Source organism: Clostridium sp. YIM B02569, from assembly GCF_022320765.1.
Classification (GTDB): domain Bacteria; phylum Bacillota; class Clostridia; order Clostridiales; family Clostridiaceae; genus Clostridium; species Clostridium beijerinckii.
On sequence record NZ_JAKJJX010000010.1, the window covers coordinates 75,511 to 92,299 of the forward strand.

General features: G+C 32.5%; 13 protein-coding genes. 2 read left to right on the forward strand and 11 right to left on the reverse strand.

Going from position 1 to position 16,789, the window contains the following annotated elements:
• Positions 1 to 115: 115 nt before the first annotated feature.
• Entirely contained in the window at positions 116 to 991 is an 876-nt protein-coding gene (locus L3B96_RS10645; RefSeq protein ID WP_238860785.1) for a helix-turn-helix transcriptional regulator, read from the reverse strand.
• 165 nt (positions 992 to 1,156) lie between these two features.
• Here L3B96_RS10645 and L3B96_RS10650 point away from each other — a divergent pair, with 165 nt between their 5' ends.
• On the forward strand, positions 1,157 to 2,398 hold the full coding sequence (locus L3B96_RS10650) for an MFS transporter (RefSeq protein ID WP_238860786.1): 1,242 nt from the start codon (positions 1,157 to 1,159) through the stop codon (positions 2,396 to 2,398).
• Between the two features lie 586 nt (positions 2,399 to 2,984).
• Complete coding sequence (locus L3B96_RS10655; RefSeq protein WP_238860787.1) at positions 2,985 to 3,776, forward strand: nitroreductase family protein; 792 nt, start codon at positions 2,985 to 2,987, stop codon at positions 3,774 to 3,776.
• A 210-nt stretch (positions 3,777 to 3,986) separates the two neighbouring features.
• On the opposite strand, the gene L3B96_RS10660 is transcribed toward L3B96_RS10655, so the two are convergent.
• The 10 genes from L3B96_RS10660 to L3B96_RS10705 all read right to left on the reverse strand — a co-directional run bounded on the left by L3B96_RS10660 (position 3,987) and on the right by L3B96_RS10705 (position 16,613).
• The gene (locus tag L3B96_RS10660; RefSeq protein ID WP_023975728.1) at positions 3,987 to 4,364 is read right to left on the reverse strand and encodes a DUF956 family protein; all 378 of its coding nucleotides are present in this window, start codon (positions 4,362 to 4,364) and stop codon (positions 3,987 to 3,989) included.
• 153 nt (positions 4,365 to 4,517) lie between these two features.
• The gene (locus tag L3B96_RS10665; protein ID WP_011968058.1) at positions 4,518 to 5,429 is read right to left on the reverse strand and encodes a PTS system mannose/fructose/sorbose family transporter subunit IID; all 912 of its coding nucleotides are present in this window, start codon (positions 5,427 to 5,429) and stop codon (positions 4,518 to 4,520) included.
• A gap of 19 nt (positions 5,430 to 5,448) precedes the next feature.
• Positions 5,449 to 6,255, reverse strand: coding sequence for a PTS mannose/fructose/sorbose transporter subunit IIC (locus L3B96_RS10670; RefSeq protein ID WP_017209435.1), 807 nt, complete (start codon positions 6,253 to 6,255; stop codon positions 5,449 to 5,451).
• 35 nt (positions 6,256 to 6,290) lie between these two features.
• A complete protein-coding gene (locus L3B96_RS10675; RefSeq protein ID WP_238860788.1) occupies positions 6,291 to 7,268 on the reverse strand; it encodes a mannose/fructose/sorbose PTS transporter subunit IIA in 978 nt (325 codons plus the stop codon).
• A gap of 479 nt (positions 7,269 to 7,747) precedes the next feature.
• The gene (locus L3B96_RS10680; RefSeq protein WP_238860789.1) at positions 7,748 to 9,850 is read right to left on the reverse strand and encodes an alpha-glucuronidase family glycosyl hydrolase; all 2,103 of its coding nucleotides are present in this window, start codon (positions 9,848 to 9,850) and stop codon (positions 7,748 to 7,750) included.
• 37 nt (positions 9,851 to 9,887) lie between these two features.
• Positions 9,888 to 10,973, reverse strand: a complete 1,086-nt coding sequence (gene uxuA, locus L3B96_RS10685) for a mannonate dehydratase (RefSeq protein WP_238860790.1) — start codon at positions 10,971 to 10,973, stop codon at positions 9,888 to 9,890.
• Between the two features lie 171 nt (positions 10,974 to 11,144).
• Positions 11,145 to 13,118 (reverse strand): hypothetical protein, encoded by a 1,974-nt coding sequence (locus L3B96_RS10690; protein ID WP_238860791.1) that lies wholly within the window; start codon positions 13,116 to 13,118, stop codon positions 11,145 to 11,147.
• Between the two features lie 216 nt (positions 13,119 to 13,334).
• Complete coding sequence (locus tag L3B96_RS10695; RefSeq protein ID WP_017209431.1) at positions 13,335 to 14,174, reverse strand: carbohydrate ABC transporter permease; 840 nt, start codon at positions 14,172 to 14,174, stop codon at positions 13,335 to 13,337.
• Positions 14,174 to 15,109 (reverse strand): sugar ABC transporter permease, encoded by a 936-nt coding sequence (locus tag L3B96_RS10700; RefSeq protein ID WP_017209430.1) that lies wholly within the window; start codon positions 15,107 to 15,109, stop codon positions 14,174 to 14,176. Before L3B96_RS10700 ends, L3B96_RS10695 begins: the two co-directional genes overlap by 1 nt.
• 175 nt (positions 15,110 to 15,284) lie before the next feature.
• Complete coding sequence (locus tag L3B96_RS10705) at positions 15,285 to 16,613, reverse strand: ABC transporter substrate-binding protein (RefSeq protein WP_238860792.1); 1,329 nt, start codon at positions 16,611 to 16,613, stop codon at positions 15,285 to 15,287.
• Positions 16,614 to 16,789: the final 176 nt, after the last annotated feature.

Sequence of the window (16,789 nt, forward strand, 5' to 3'; positions counted from 1 at the left end):
TTTTATGACTATTACAGGAAAGAAATAACGTGCTACATTATTCTGAATTCTTATGCTAAAAATATGGCATAATTATGATTCCATTAAGAGCAATAAGCTTAATGATGAATATTATTTATTCTAAGATAAGCTGCTTTAATTTATTCTTTGTTTCATCATCTATAGGCATTTGAATGGTGATACTTGCTCCCTCTATTTCTGTGGACCTAAATGAAATATAACTTAGGTATAAATCCCCTACTAAAGGATGATGCAAAAGTTTTTGACCTTCTGGTGTTCCCATAATACCTTGATTATTCCACCATTTATTGAATAGAGGATCTTCTTCATTTAATTCATTTATAATTGCATTTATTGTATTATCATTCTCATAATAGCCGTAATTTGCTCTCAATTGTTCAACACGTAATTTAGAATGTCCTTCCCAATTATCTAACAGTTCTTTTAGATAATCATCATTAAAAGCTCTCCAAACCGAGTTTCTTTCTTTTTCATCCATTTCTTCATAATTACCATAAACTTTTAGTGCCGCCATATTCCATCCAATCATTGTTAATTTACTATCAGTAACATAAGCTATGCTTGGATTTTGATTGTCTAAGAATTTTTGTAATGTATTAGAAATAGTAACAGCTGCAAAGTCTTCTACAGGTAATTTCTTATCTGATAAATTAAATAAATATCTTTTTTCTTCATTATTTAATTGCAAAACCCTACTCAAGGAAAGCAACACATCTATTGATGGATTAACATCTTGTCCTTGTTCAATACGCACATACCAGTCAATACTTACTCCGGCTAAATCAGCTACTTCCTCTCTCTTTAATCCTTTCACCCTTCTTTTTTTATCAAATTTGAGTCCAAATTGTTCTGGTCTTAATGTGGATCTTTTCTTTTTTAAAAATAATCCAAGTTCTTTGTTTTTAGATATCATTATTACCGCCCCATCTCTATTCATATAAACTTTATTATTATATATGTTGTAATTCACAATGCACATTTTACAATTGCGGCTAAAATTCTTGCAATACTTTTAGAATTATGATTAAGGTCTGCTAAACATAGTATTATTAATCATATGATAACTTAGCTTCTATTTAAAATAATACTTTCATTATACACTATCTTCATAAGCTATAGAGAGGAAGATGTAAAAATGAATAGAGCTTTAAAAAACAAAAATTTTTCAAACAAACTATTATTAATTTTATCAATTATTTGTGCAATTATAGTAGCTAATTTGTACTACGATCAAGTTTTATTGACCAATATTTCCAATGATTTTTTTATACCTGCTTCATCATCTGGTAAGCTTGTAACAGCTATACAGATAGGCTATACAATGGGATTGTTGTTCATTGTTCCACTAGGAGACAGGTATAGTAGAAAACTATTAATCATTTTAAGTATTATTTGTTCAGCTATATTATTATATTTAATGACTTTAGTCTCTACCTTTAATTTAATAGTAATTATAGGCTTTTTTATGGGGATTTCAAGTGTTTCAGCACAGCTTATAATCCCATTTGTTTCTTCAAATATTTCGTCAGAAAAACGTGGTATAATTGTTGGTCACTTATTAACTGGAGTATTTCTTGGAGTTTTACTCGGTAGAGTTCTAGGTGGAGTTGTTGGCCAACTAATTGGCTGGAGAGGAGTTCATGAATTTGCAGCAATAGTTTTATTAATTTTTGCAGTATACTTATTTTATTCTCTCCCAAATGATAATGTAAAAAAGGAAAGTTCATATAAAAATATCATACTATCTTTACCTCCATTATTAAAAAAAGAAAAAGTATTAAGAGAAACAATAGTTTTTGGTGCTGCTGCCTTTTGTGCCTTTAATATTTTTTGGGTTTCATTATCCTTTATTTTAGAAGGTTCTCCTTATAGTTATGGAAGTGCAATAGTTGGACTCTTTGGCTTTTTAGGTATAGCAGGTGCGTTAGCCGCTGGATTTTCGGGAAAACTTACAAATAGTAAAAAAGTAAGCTTATGGAACCTTTTTGCTTTAGCTATAATGTTTGTTTCTTTTTTAATCTTAGGTGTAGGCTGGTCCAAACTTATAATTATAATTCTCGTAACCTTTACTTTAGATGTTGGTTCAAGAATGAACATGTCTCTAAATCAAGGAAGGATTTATAAGCTTAGTCTTCAAAATCATAGCAGATTAAATTCCCTTTACATGGTTGGGTATTACTTAGGTGGGTCCCTTGGATCATGGATAAGTACCTCTGTATATCATTCATTTGGTGTTATTGGAATCACAATTGCAAGTTGCAGTGTACTTTTGATAGCATGTGTTTATTATTTAATCACTAATGGTCTCTTAAATAGAGAAAATAATGCTAAATCCTCAAGTGCATTTACCACTGAAAATCAACCAACTCATCAGTAATTTGTGAAATTCTTCAAAATATAATACAAAAATAACAAGCTCATATTCCTAAATAATTATTTACTGCTAATAATGATAATACTGCTGTGATTATTTATCCTATGATAATTTATCATCTATTTAAAAGAATTCTTTAATTGTATAATGTATTAAAAAGAATTTACTTTCATTAATTTTATATTGTTAAGCATATTATAGATATCCAACTTTAAATTTAGACTTGTGTGATAGCTTACCGAAATCATAAATATTTTGATTCCGAAAAGCTATGAAAATGAGCTGTTAAAGGTTCTAATCAGCAGGTTGTATCCACTTTAGCATGCTCCAACTTTCAGTTTGACAAGCTAAAGTGGAACAACCTACAGCTAAGAACCTTTAACAGCTCATTTTCAAATGTTTTCTCCACAAATATATTTATGATTTCTAGTGAAGATATAAACTTAAAATTTTAGAAGCTTTATAAATATGTTCATCTAATAAATTGAATTCTTAAATTGGAAATCTATATATATCTTTAATACGATAATACTATTAAATAAATCTTATTACTTAAAGGAATATGTTTAAAGTAAAGGAGAAGATAAAAATGAATTTGATAACTGTAAATCAAGATAAATGTATTAAATGTGGTTTGTGCGTAAATGAGTGCCCAGAATATATATTAGAACTTAGTGAAAATGGACCTAAAGAAATTTGCGGCGAGGAGTGTATTTCTTGTGGTCATTGTGTAGCGATATGTCCAAGGGAAGCAGTTGATAATATAAAAACACCATTAGCCAATCAAACCAGCTCAAAAAAATTTCAAAAACTAAGTCCTGAGGAGGCTGAAAACTTCATTCGTTCAAGGCGTTCAATCCGCTCATATAAAGAGACTCCTGTCCCAAGAGAAAAATTAATAGATCTTGTGAATATTGCACATTTTGCTCCTAGTGGACATAATCTTCAAGGAATATCTTATACTATAATTGATGATAGAAAGATACTTGATAAAGCTGTTAAAATTGTCATCGAAGAATTTGAAAAGGATAATGTATCAAGTGAATTTACAAAGCCATACCGTGAAAAAGGAATTGATACAATTTTGCGTGGAGCATCCAGCCTTGTCCTAGCAACTGCTAATTCAAACTTTCCACGAGGAAGAGAAAATTCAATTCTTTCATTAACATATTTGGAGCTATATGCGCCAACACTAGGCTTAGGAACATGCTGGGCTGGAATGTTTGAAATAATTGCTATGAAAGATAATTCTCCATTACTTAAATTATTTAACATCCCTGAAAATAAGAAAATTACTGGTGCTATTATGGTGGGATATCCTAAATATACTTATCCAAGATTATTTGATAAAAATCCATTAGAGTTTACTTTTGTAAATTAGCATTGCTCTATAAAATCAAGATAAATATTTGAATATTTTACATTAAAACAACCCACTAAAATCTACTATCTATTTTAGTGGGTTTCATGGTAGAAAGAAAAATGCAAGACAAAATACTCTTTATTGCATAAGTTCAACTAAATTCAACTGTGAATATAAAACTCTATCTGAAAAGTTTTACTTTATAAACATGATGACTTCTTTAGTCGATCAGCTCTTCTTCTTAAATGTAGATTTCAGTGCTCGTTTTACTACATCAACAAAACTTAATGAATAAACCATATGATTTGGATCAACATAATTTCGAACAGTACGAAGCACTTTCTTTGCTTCTTTAGAAGAAAAAGTATATGTTCCATTTTTCTTCGTTCGAATTGCATATCGTGGAATCCATTTTCCCTTAAATAATACAGATGCAATCACATAGTCAACTTCTTCCCAAGGAATTTGAATAAATTTACGATAATCACGAGAATTATAGAACTCAAAACCTTTGTCACCTATCATAATCTTGCCATAATCTGCAACACCAGCAAAAGATGTTCCATCAATTGCTAGATCCACCTTTGTATTGAGTGACTCAACCATCCTATCTACCTCTTTTCTACTTATATACACATTTATTTTTATTATATATTCTTTACATGCTTTTATCAATTATTCCAAAGTCTATTAAAAGTAACACGATTAATATTGTTAACAAAAGCCCAGGCTAAAAAGCCTAGGCTAAGTAAAAAAGTACTACATTAAACCGATCAAGTGGAAAACAATACCAATTATGAACAATCCAAGAATTATAAGAATTGGAGATACTTTCCTCTTAAGTAACCACATACAAAGAAGTGTAATTAATAATCCTACAAATCCAGGGATTAATGAATCTAAGTTATTTTGTAATGTTGTAATCTTAGTATCAGTTAATGACATACCTGATGCTTGTTGTAATAGAGCTTGCTTAACACCTTCTGCTCCAGCAGGAAGTTTGCTCCAATCAATAAATGCACCATCACTTAATTTAACAGATGATACTACTGGTGCAAATTTAACAGATACCCATCTGTTAACTAACGATCCTAAGATGAACATACCAAGGATAGATGCTCCTTTTGTAATATCTTGTAGCATATTACCTGATAAATCTTCACTAATACGAGATCCTGCTTTGTAACCAAACTCTTGTGTATACCACATAAATGCCATACGGATGATATTCCAAGCGAAGAAGAAGATAATTGGTCCAAGGATGTTACCACCTAGAGCAAGTGAAGCAGCTAATGCTCCTAAAATTGGTCTTACAGTGAACCAGAAAACTGGATCTCCGATACCTGCTAAAGGTCCCATCATACCAATCTTAACACCTTGAATAGTTACATCGTCGATTGGTGCACCATTTGCACGTTCTTCTTCTAAAGCTAATGTTACACCAACAACTGGTGAAGCTACATATGGGTGAGTGTTAAAGAACTCTAAGTGACGTTCTAATGCTGCAGCTCTCTCTTCTTTAGTCTTATATAATTTTCTGATTGCTGGAATCATTGCAAATGCCCAACCACCATTTTGCATTCTTTCATAGTTCCAAGAACCTTGAAGGAAAAATGAACGGAACCAAACAGAAATACGGTCTCTTTTTGTTAATTTTAATTCTTTTGACATTTTCGTTTCCTCTCCCTTCTTAGTATCTATCTATTAGATCCCCTAAAGGATCACCAGTATTTGAACTTCCACCATTACCTGAGCCACCTTGTTTGCTAAGTGCTAAGTAAAGAAGTGCTAAAGCTACACCTATTGCACCAAGTCCGATAAGTGTAATTTGTGAAACAGTTGCTAATACAAAACCAATTGCGAAGAATGGCCATACTTCTTTTGTAGCCATCATGTTGATTACCATTGCATAACCAACAGCTACAACCATTCCACCACCAATTGCTAAACCACCAGTTAACCAAGTAGGCATAGCAGCAAGTAATGAACTAATAGGACCTGCACCGATTGCTAATACTAGTGCTGCTGGAATCGCAATACGTATACCTTGTAGACAAATAGCAGCGATTTGCCACATATCAATAGCTCTAAGATTTCCTTCTTTAGCAGCAGCATCCATAAAATGTACGAACGCTGTAGCAAGTGTACGACAAATAATTGTTAATAATAATCCTGCAACTGCTAAAGGAACAGCAATAGCGATTGCTGAAGCAACTCCTGCTTCACCTTGACCTCCAAGAACTAAAATAATTGCAGATGCAACAGCGGCTAATGCTGCATCAGGTGCTACAGCAGCACCAATATTTGCCCAACCTAAGGCTATCATTTGAAGAGTACCACCTAAGATTAAGCATGGTAGTAAATTACCTGTAACCAAGCCAATTAATGTACAAGCAATTATCGGTTGGTGAAATTGGAATTCATCTAAGATACCTTCTACACCAGCTAAAAATGCTATTAAAATGACTAATATAATTTGAACTATATTTAAAGTCATGGTTATTAATCCTCCTTTTTCTCTAAATAATTAGATTATTTTAATTTTTTTAATTCTTCTTGTGCTTTTTTAAGTATTTCGTCCATATTTGCTTTTGAATCATTTGGTACTTTACGCACATCAAAAGTAAGTCCAGCTTGTTTAAGCTTATTGAATATATCAATATCTTCTTGATTGAAAGCTAAAACTTTGCTTGGTTGAACCTTACCTGGAGAATGAGCCATTGAACCAACATTGATTATCTTTAGCGGTATTCCGCCTTCTACAGCTCTAAGCACATCTTTTGGATTTTCAAAAAGAAGCATTGCACGTTGGCCTCCAAAATGCTTATCATCTTTTGCAAGTTTAATCATATGATCAACTGGAACAACATGAGCCTTAACCCCCGGAGGAGAAGCTTGCGTAATCAAATTCTTACGAAGAGTATCTCTAGCTACATCATCTGACACGACAATAATTCGTGTAGGATTTACAGTTTTTGTCCAAGCAGTTGCTACTTGACCATGAAGTAAACGAGAGTCGATACGAGCTAAAACGTATTCAAACGATCCAGGTACACCTGCATTAGATTGCCCTGCTCCAGCTCCTGAAGCATTACCAGTATCTGCTGGTTCTAACTCCTCGGGTTTAACTTTAACTCCTTCTTTACCTGCATTTAAGATATAAGCTGCAATTTCATGAGCAGATTCCATTGAAAGACGTGCACCATAAGTTTCAATCAGCATTGGTAAATTCAAACCAGCTACGATTGCCCATTTGTCTTTATGTTCTTCAAATAGCATATTCGCTTGGTTGAATGGTGTACCACCCCAAAGATCAACTAAGAATAAAACCTCATCTTGGTTGTCAAAGGATGCGATTGCATCTTTCATTTTTGCTCTAAGATCATCAGGTCCTTCGCTAGGCATCAACGTAACAGCTTTTACGTTTTCTTGTTCTCCGAAAATCATCGCACCAGATTGCATGATGCCTTTAGCAAATTCTCCGTGACTAGCAAGAATAATTCCTACCATTTTTATACCTCCTATTTTTTATTTGTTACAAAAACAAAAGGCATAAGCATTTGGAAATAAAACAATAGTATATATTCGTATATCGTCACAATATTTGTACACCAAAATTAAATCATAAAAAAATATGATAATACCCTATAAAAACTGTACAAAATATGTGTTTTTAACGAATAAATATTACTTCATTTTACTTCTCTATGCTTATGCCTGATCGAATCAGTAACATGCTAGATATTATTATTATTTCATTATAGTCTACTAAAAGCCCTTTCTAGGCACCCCTCTCTAGACTACGTTTTCATAATAGCACTTTTTTTTTCATTGTGCAAGATATTTTTTTAATTTTTTTAACTGGTATTTACACCAAAATTTTAACATTATTATAAAAAAAGTAAATTCCAATAGCATTTCATAATATGGTTATATAAAAACTATATTATCAGAGTTCTAATACTTAGTCGGTAAATATTAGAAATAAATTAATATATTTTTCTACCTTTTTCATCCTGTATTCCAGACATTCTATAGAAATATGTATTAACTTGGTCTCTCCAATCTCTAGCGCTATCTAGTTGTATATTAAGTCGTTCAAGAACTTGCTCATATACCTTTTCATCTATGATATCTTTTAATTCATTCCACTTATGGATAAAATTCTCTACTATTTCAAAGCCCTCAAAATGTGTATCATAGATATGCTGAATTACTGTTTTTCCTGATTTCAATACCTTAGTATAAGGTACATGATGGAAAAATAATAATAATTCATCCGGGCAGCTTTCTAAATTATTATATTTACTCTTAATAGGTTCATTATATTGTTCTGAATAACCTGTTCCTTTTTCAATGGTACGATCAATTCCAACGCCTTTACAGTCTGCTCTATGATATGTACCCCAAGGCGAAAATTCATATCCATCTACATCTGGTCCGTAGTGATGTCCTGGCGATACCATCCAACCTATTCCAAGAGGTGATGTATACTTTTCATATGCTTCCCAGGAATTCATTAATATATCTTTTACGTTTTTCATAACTACTGGATTATTGCCAAGAGTTAGAGTTATCCACTCTTCTGCAATCGCCTCACTAATAATATCACTATTCCAAGCAAGACGCCCATATCCATAAAGATTAGCTTGAGCTAAGAAGTGACCAGTCCAGTTTTCATCGTTTCCTACATTAACTATTGCATTAATTCCACTGATTCTCTTAGCAACATTGCTTCCAATATTACCATTTGCGTAAGTTTGAGTATTTAAAACCTCTTTCCACATAGGAATTAAATAGCATACATGCTTTTGTTGTCCTGTGTATTCCTGAGTTATTTGAAGTTCCAATAATTTATTAGTTTTATCCATTGTCCCAAATAATGGTGATACTGGTTCCCTAACTTGGAAATCCAATGGACCATTCTTAATTTGTAAATATACATTATCTAAAAATTGTCCATCTAATGGGTTAAAACAATCATAAGCTGCCTTGGCTCTATCTATTGAATGATCTCGCCAATCCTGCTTGCAGTTGTATACAAAGCATCTCCATATTAATATTCCTCCATATGGTACAAGTGCTTCTCCAAGCATATTAGCTCCATCTGCATGGTTACGTCCATAAGTAAATGGCCCTGGTCTTCCCTCTGAATCAGCTTTTACCATGAAACCTCCCAAATTAGGAATCACTTTATACATATATTGAACTTTTTTATTCCACCATTCTTTTACCCTTTCATCTAATGGATCAGAAGTATCTAAATCCTTCAATGTAATTGGAGCAGCAAAATTTATACTCAAATAAGTTTTAATTCCCCATTTATCAAATATATCACTAATATTTTTCACAATATCAATTTTACTATCCATTAAGTGAGTCTCTGCTTCATGAACATTAGTGTTATTTATGATTACTCCATTAATTCCAATAGAGGAAAGCATTCTTGCATAATCATTAACCCTATCTAAATCAGAAGCTACCTTATAGTCATCATTAAACGCTTTTCTTAAGGCCGGTCTAGTTGCTGTTATGCCACCAATTTCATCCATAACCTCCTTCATAATATCTTTGTTCCTGCAGCTTTCGAACAAAACAGAAGCACCAGCAAAGCCACGTTCAATAGTTCCATCTCCATTATCCCAATGATTTATTAATCTAAGATCTTTCTCGGGATTATCTACTATTTCAATTCCTTCAAGCTGCTTATTTTGTTCAAGTAAACGCAATAAAGCAAACACTCCATAAAGAATACCATTATCATTCTTAGCAGAAATACTTATACATTCATTTTTTCCATTAATAATCTCATGTTTTATCTTATATCCATCATTAACTAAACTTTCATCTTGATTTTTCTCCAATTTAATATAGCTAATATCTTTAATGTCTTTTTCATTTTCGTAAATTGCTTGAGTCTTTTTACTATCACAAATTTCTTTAAATACCCTTCCTAATTCAGATACTGCCGAATCTATAATTTCGCTTTTACAGGAAACCAAGACATTTTCAAGATATTCTTTATACTTACTGTTTTTAATATTACTGTAGCTTAGCCAACAAGAATATAATTTACTTTTTTTATCTATCATCTTAACTACCTCCACATTTTCAGTATACTACTAGTTATTAATTGTTTTTAGATAGTTTTGTAATTGACTTCTGTAAGCTTTCCAATATTCCATTTAAATATGCTACTCCAAGAGCTCTATCATAAAGTCCATATCCTGGCATAGCTACTTCTCTCCAAATCATGCGACCATGATCTGGTCTTACAATTCCTTTAAACCCTATTTCATATAAGGCTTTCATAACTTCATACATATCTAAAGATCCATCAGAGGATAGATGTGCAGCTTCATCAAATTTTCCTGGAGCATAGTGTTTAATATTTCTAACATGAGCAAAATGAATTTTTCCCTTTAATGCTCTTATAATATCTGGAATATCATTATTCATATTTGATCCTAAAGATCCAGTACATAAGGTAACTCCATTACATGGACTATCTACCATAGTTACTAGTCTTAATAAGTTTTCTTTACATGTCATAATTCTTGGTAATCCAAATACTGGCCATGCTGGATCATCTGGATGTATTGCCATCTTTATATTGTACTTCTCACACGTTGGCATGATTGCCTCTAAGAAGTATTTTAAATTACTAAATAATTTCTCATTATCCACATCTTTATACATTTCAAATAATTCTTTAATTCTAGCCATACGCTCAGGCTCCCAGCCTGGAAGCATAAAGCCATTAGATTTTGAATCCATTGAAGATAATAAATTCTCAGGATTAATTTTGTCAACAAGTTCTTGGTCATAAGATAACACTGTTGAACCGTCAGGTCTTACTTTAGCAAGGTCAGATCTAGTCCAATCAAATACTGGCATAAAATTATAACAAACAACATCTATGCCTTCTTGCCCTAATCTCTCTAAAGTAGTAATATAATTAGCTATATATTTATCTCTATCTGGTGTACCTACTTTAATCGAATCATGTATATTAACACTTTCTATACCTGCTATTCTAAGACCAGCCGCCTCTACTTCAGCTTTCATGGCTTTAATTCTCTCATGAGGCCAAACCTCTCCTGGCATTGTATCGTATAAAGTTGTTACAACACCTGTAACTCCAGGAATTTGTCTAATTTGTTCCAGTGTTACTGAATCTGCTTCTTTTCCAAACCATCTTAATGTCATTTCCATATATTTCTCACCTTTTCTTTGTTTATTTTTGTATGTTAAATCCAATATTAAACATCTCTATTACTTCTTATTTATTCTCAAATCTAAATTTATTAAATATCCTGTTAACCGAAATAATTCAATCGTTTAGTAATTTAATTAATTAGAACTCATATGAATTATAAACTCTTTCTATTCGAAACATTTATCCCAATAACATCCTGCAAGACCATCTATAATGGATCCGCTTGCCCATGGCATTAGGCAAAACCACGTACTAGCAAGTGAGCCGTCACTATATTTTTCTGATACTAACCCTTCACAATGGCAGAATCTCTCAGACATCCAGCCTTTTTTCCCATAATCATATTCTTTATCATATGTGTTATAGGTCTGGCATCCCCAGCCTATTACATCCATCATACGTTTTCTTACATATTCATCTTCATTATTCTCCACAAAATATAACAATTCATCTACAAGATTACTCGACATTGGATGGATATGAGGATTAGCAATGGATGTCACACTTCCTCCACAGCTGGACCATCCAATTCTACTAAGTGGTTCTATTTTGACAGGAGAATTATAGCAGAACTTAAAAGAAAACTCATAGCATATTGCATCTCGCATGTGTTCTAAATATTCATTTTCGCCAGTTAATGTATGTAGGAATTTAACTGCTTTTATGTATGCTAAAATCCCCTCAGAATCAGTTGCCTTATCTGTATCAAGCGGTGCTCCATAACATTCCATACGCTTAATGTATTTCTCATAATAATGCTTTTCACTTTTCCTTAAGCTATCTATATGTGATTTGTCTCCTGTAATATAGCAATAATATCCCAATGCGGCCATACACCATGTGCCACCAAACGAATCGTATTCAATACCAGCTCCAGTTTTCTCTGATAAAATAAAAGGATATTCTTCATCAGTATTTTTTGTCTTTTCAACTTTCATAAGAACTTCTTTTACAAATGACATCCAATCCTCATGAAGGCAGTTTTTAAGTCTCTTTTCATAATCATAAGCCTTAAGAATATAAAATAGTGACTGCCCTATTAAGTAGGAACTATGTCCTAGTGTATGCATACCATCGAACCACCATCCATTAACTGACCATTTTCCATCACTATAAGCCTCATAAGGTAACCCATTAGCAGGGTTTAGGGAATTTTTAATAATATTTTCTATGCAGGATAGTGCCTGCTGACGCATACACTCATCCCCAAGCCGCAAAGCTGCCATTAACATAGGTGTTGCTACTGATAATCCATTAGTCCAAGTAATCGATATAATTTTGTTATATCTGTATCCTCCAGTATCCTTATCTTCAAAAACCTGACCAGAATAACTTAATTCTTCTGGAAGCCATGCATCTTGATAAACAGCACGGGCCAAATCAGCAACTGTCGTTCTTATATCACTGGAATTTCTTGGGTTCTGATGATAATGATAATATACCTCTTCAACCACAGCATTAACATCCAGCATTGTTTTAGAGTCAAATTCGTATAAATCCAATGTGAATTCAACAGTCTCTCCTGGCTCCAATTCAAAACAATTATCACTTAGTGTTGCTCTTTCTCTAACGTCATGTGATTTTATAAATAGCCATGGTGCATTTTCATAACCCAATGTATAGCCTACAGTTCCTTTAGATAGCGAACATGTATATCCTGCATATTGATAAAATTCACCTTCAACTTCGGGTTTCCATTGCTGTTTCATTCCACTTTTACTTATGAAATATGGGCTTGCGCTAAATCCGTATATTTTATCACTGTCATATACCAAGGCTACTGGATGGGATAACCTGTCGCCTCTTACCATCCACCAAGGTGAGGATGGGCGCTTCGTCTCCTCTCTAAGTCTTGGAAACTCATTAGGAACATTCTGTGGACACTCACCACGATTTCTACCATACATAAATGCTGGCATGAAATAGCGTGGATTTACTTTATTGAATGGCAATTCAATATGAATAACTCCATACCACTTTGCATTATTTTCGTTATTAATCAATACTTTTGCATGAAATGGGTTCTTTATCCCCCCATTTCCGCCTAATATCTCTACAGAAGCATTTAATCCCTGTTCATGCAATGTGAGATAATCAGTATTCTCTTGTTCCTTACTTCTTGCCGTCATGATAAATTCCATGTTAATTAACCTCCAATCATTATTCATATGACTGCGTTTTCGCCATTTATCATTTAATACGCTCTCCCATCATTCTTAGATATTCTCATATCTTTCACATCTCTAATCGTCGTTGTTATCTAAAAAATAGAAGCTTCATTCTTTTGGTATGTCCAAAATACAAAAGCATAGCTATCATAACTTAACTATGCTTTGGTCGCTAATAGCAATAATAACTTACCCCTTCATACCTGTTGTAGCAATTCCTTCTACAAAATGTTTCTGAGCAAAGAAGAATATTAGTATACAAGGTAATATACTTACTAGTGCCATAGCCATTATCTGATTCCAGTTAACTGAAGCTGATGCATCAAGAGATACCCTAAGTGCTAAAGGCAACGTTAACTTGTTAACACTATTAATATAAACTAAGGAATTGAAGAAATCATTCCATGTCCACATAAATTGAAATATTCCTGCTGAAAATAATGCTGGTTTACTTAGAGGCAACATAATCCTTAAAAAAATTGTAAAGGAATTACAGCCATCAATTGTTGCCGCTTCATCCAATTCTCTCGGAACACCTCTAAAAAACTGAACTAACATAAAGATAAAAAATGGATATCCGGCAAAAATTGCAGGTACAATAAAAGGATTATAACTATCAATCCAGCCTAAATCTCTAAATAGCATATATTTAGGAATAATAACAACAGCATTTGGTAGCATCAGTGTAGATATCATAAGAGCAAATAATATCTTTTTAAATGGAAACTTAAATCTTGCAAAACCGTAAGCTACCACAGCACTTGAAATTACCGTAAATAATACAGTTGGTATAACAAGTTTTATTGTATTAAGGAAAAATGTACTATATCCATATTGTCCACTTCCCTTCCATCCTTGTATATATGAATCCCATGTAAATGCTTTAGGAAGTAATGATGCCGAACCAAATAATTCATCATTACTTTTAAATGAAGCAAAGAAAAGCCATACAACTGGATAAATCATGATTATTCCGACTACTACTAAAATTACATATCTTAGAATTGTGCTCCTTGACTTTTTATTCATTAAAACTCGCCTCCATCATCGTAATAAACCCATTTCTTTGAAGATTTAAATATTATAAGCGTGAAAACTAATATTATTAAAAATAGAATCCAAGATAAGGCAGATGCATATCCCATTTTAAAATATCTGAAAGCTTCTAAATACAACTTCATTCCATATAAATAAGTTGATTGCATAGGACCTCCACCTGTTATTACAAAAGCGGATGTGAACTCTTGGAAAGCTCCAACTAATTGCATAATAACGTTAAAAAATACTATTGGTGTTAGCATTGGTATAGTAATTGTAAAGAACATTCTAATTTTTGATGCTCCATCCATTATTCCGGCTTCATATAGTTCTGCTGGTATCTGTTTTAAGCCCGCAAGAAACAACACCATAGATGAACCAAACTGCCAAACAGTAAGTATATCTATTGTGAATAATGCCAAACTAGGACTGCCAATCCAATCAAGAGGTGGTATTGAGAATACAGATAAAATCTGATTTATTGTACCTTCTTTCATAAACAAGAAACGCCATAATACAGATACTGCTACACTTCCCCCAAGTATGGATGGAATATAGTATATAGTCCTAAAAGCATTTATAAATTTTAATTTTGAGTTTAATATCATTGCAATCAGTAATGCAAACGCTAATTTTGCAGGAACTGATGTAAATACATATACAATTGTTACACTTAAGGATTTCCAAAACTCTGGATCCACTGTAAATATACGTATATAATTATCTAAACCAACAAATTTAGGGTTTCCACCTAAACTTAAATTAGTAAATGAATAATAAAATGATGAAACTAAAGGATATAGCTGAAAACCAAGAAAACCTAATAGCCATGGGGCTATGTATAATAATCCCGTGTATTTTTTCAATGTCTTACTTCTTTTATGGTGAAGACTACTTTTTAATTCTATTGCTGTACTTTGTTCCACGTAAAAACCTCCTACCTTTACTTTATATTAATCTCTTGCAATGCTAATTATTTACTAATAGATGAGCTCCAGCATAATATATTAATCCTTCATTAGAAACACCCAATAATCAATTTGGTTAATATCTATGCTGAAGCTTCTAATTACTACATTGCCATACATTGACTAATTAATTCTAGTTTGCAGCACTCTTTAATTCTTTTAGCTTACTTTCATAAAGTTTAATCATGTCATCTGCTGCTTGGTCAGGTGTAAACTTTTTATATGCAACATTTTCAATTTCAGTTAATAAAATATTTCTTAATTCTGAATTACTAGAAACACCATTGTATATTAGCCCTGGGTTTTTTGTTGCTTGCTCAACAGCTTTTACTGATAATGGATTTACTTTGTTTGCATCTAATGCAGCCTTTCTTGAAGCCTCTACAGGAGGTATAGATCTAACATCTCCTAAAATTTTAGCTGCTTCCTTATCGTTAAAGAAAAAGTTCATAAACTTTGCTGCTTCTTTTGCATTAGGAGATTTTTTATTAATACAAAGTAAAGTCGCAGGTCTTACTACTATTCCTGAATTCTTTGCATCTTTAGGTACTGGGAATAATGTAACATCAGCACTATCTCCTAAAGTACCAAGAAGTACACCCAAACCAGCTGCCCAATTAATAGTCCCACCAAACTGCTTATTTATCCATGCAGTATTTTGCTCTGGCTTAGATTTGAATGTAAAGCTTTGTTCTGCTGGTTGTACAATACCTTCATCAAATAGTTTCCTTTCAAGTTCAAATGCTTGAGTAAGTGTAGCTTTATCAAATCCCATTGTATAATCATCTTTTACCCATTGCTGACCAGTCTTTTGAATAACATATGGCATAATAATAAAATCTAAAAAGTTATTTTGTTCAGCATTCAATAAATAGTTATTACTATTTTGTGCATGAACTTTCTTGCCTTCTTCAATTAATTTGTCCCAATCTAAATCTTTAGTTATATCAGCATTAGCGTTTTTCATTATATCCTTGTTGTAGACTATAGTTAATGCATTTAACCCCATTGGTAGACCTTGAATTTTTCCATTAAGTGTACAATATCCATCTAAGAATTTTTTATCGAATCCACTCATGTCAATTATGTCTTTAAATTCATTTAAATCATAAAACATTTCTCCTTGTTTTGCATAATCATAAATCCAAGGGTTGTCTACTTGAATAAGATCTGGTGCAGTACCACCGCCTAACTGAGTTGATAACTTATCCTGATACCCATCAACTCCACCATATTCTGCTTCTATCTTTACATTAGGATTTTGTTTCATGTATAAATCTATTGCTTCTAAAGTTGCCTTATGGCGCGTATCACTTCCCCACCAAGAGAATCTTAGAGTTACCTGATCTCCTTTGCTACTATCTTTACCAGCATCTTTTGAAGCACCTCCACAACCTATAAACATAGATGTGGCTATTGAAAAAGCACATAAAATACTAATGATTTTTTTTCTATTTTTCATAAATATCCTCCTAATTTTATATAGTGCTAAATGCACCAGAGATTTCACTGTTATTGCTGCAGCTTTAATGTTATTCTATCATACATGTAATTATTTACATAAGTGACCTATTATTATAAATGGTATCGTTTTAACAGGACTTTTTTATAGTTCACTTAAAAAAAGTATCTTTATCT

Excerpts from the sequence above, each read along its gene's own strand:
- L3B96_RS10675 (WP_238860788.1), bottom strand. The coding sequence starts at position 7,268 with ATGGTAGGAATTATTCTTGCTAGTCACGGAGAATTTGCTAAAGGCATC.
- L3B96_RS10690 (WP_238860791.1), bottom strand. The coding sequence starts at position 13,118 with ATGGAATTTATCATGACGGCAAGAAGTAAGGAACAAGAGAATACTGAT.
- L3B96_RS10660 (WP_023975728.1), bottom strand. The coding sequence starts at position 4,364 with ATGGTTGAGTCACTCAATACAAAGGTGGATCTAGCAATTGATGGAACA.
- L3B96_RS10650 (WP_238860786.1), top strand. The coding sequence starts at position 1,157 with ATGAATAGAGCTTTAAAAAACAAAAATTTTTCAAACAAACTATTATTA.
- L3B96_RS10695 (WP_017209431.1), bottom strand. The coding sequence starts at position 14,174 with ATGAATAAAAAGTCAAGGAGCACAATTCTAAGATATGTAATTTTAGTA.
- L3B96_RS10665 (WP_011968058.1), bottom strand. The coding sequence starts at position 5,429 with ATGTCAAAAGAATTAAAATTAACAAAAAGAGACCGTATTTCTGTTTGG.
- L3B96_RS10655 (WP_238860787.1), top strand. The coding sequence starts at position 2,985 with ATGAATTTGATAACTGTAAATCAAGATAAATGTATTAAATGTGGTTTG.
- L3B96_RS10670 (WP_017209435.1), bottom strand. The coding sequence starts at position 6,255 with ATGACTTTAAATATAGTTCAAATTATATTAGTCATTTTAATAGCATTT.
- uxuA (WP_238860790.1), bottom strand. The coding sequence starts at position 10,973 with ATGGAAATGACATTAAGATGGTTTGGAAAAGAAGCAGATTCAGTAACA.
- L3B96_RS10680 (WP_238860789.1), bottom strand. The coding sequence starts at position 9,850 with ATGATAGATAAAAAAAGTAAATTATATTCTTGTTGGCTAAGCTACAGT.
- L3B96_RS10705 (WP_238860792.1), bottom strand. The coding sequence starts at position 16,613 with ATGAAAAATAGAAAAAAAATCATTAGTATTTTATGTGCTTTTTCAATA.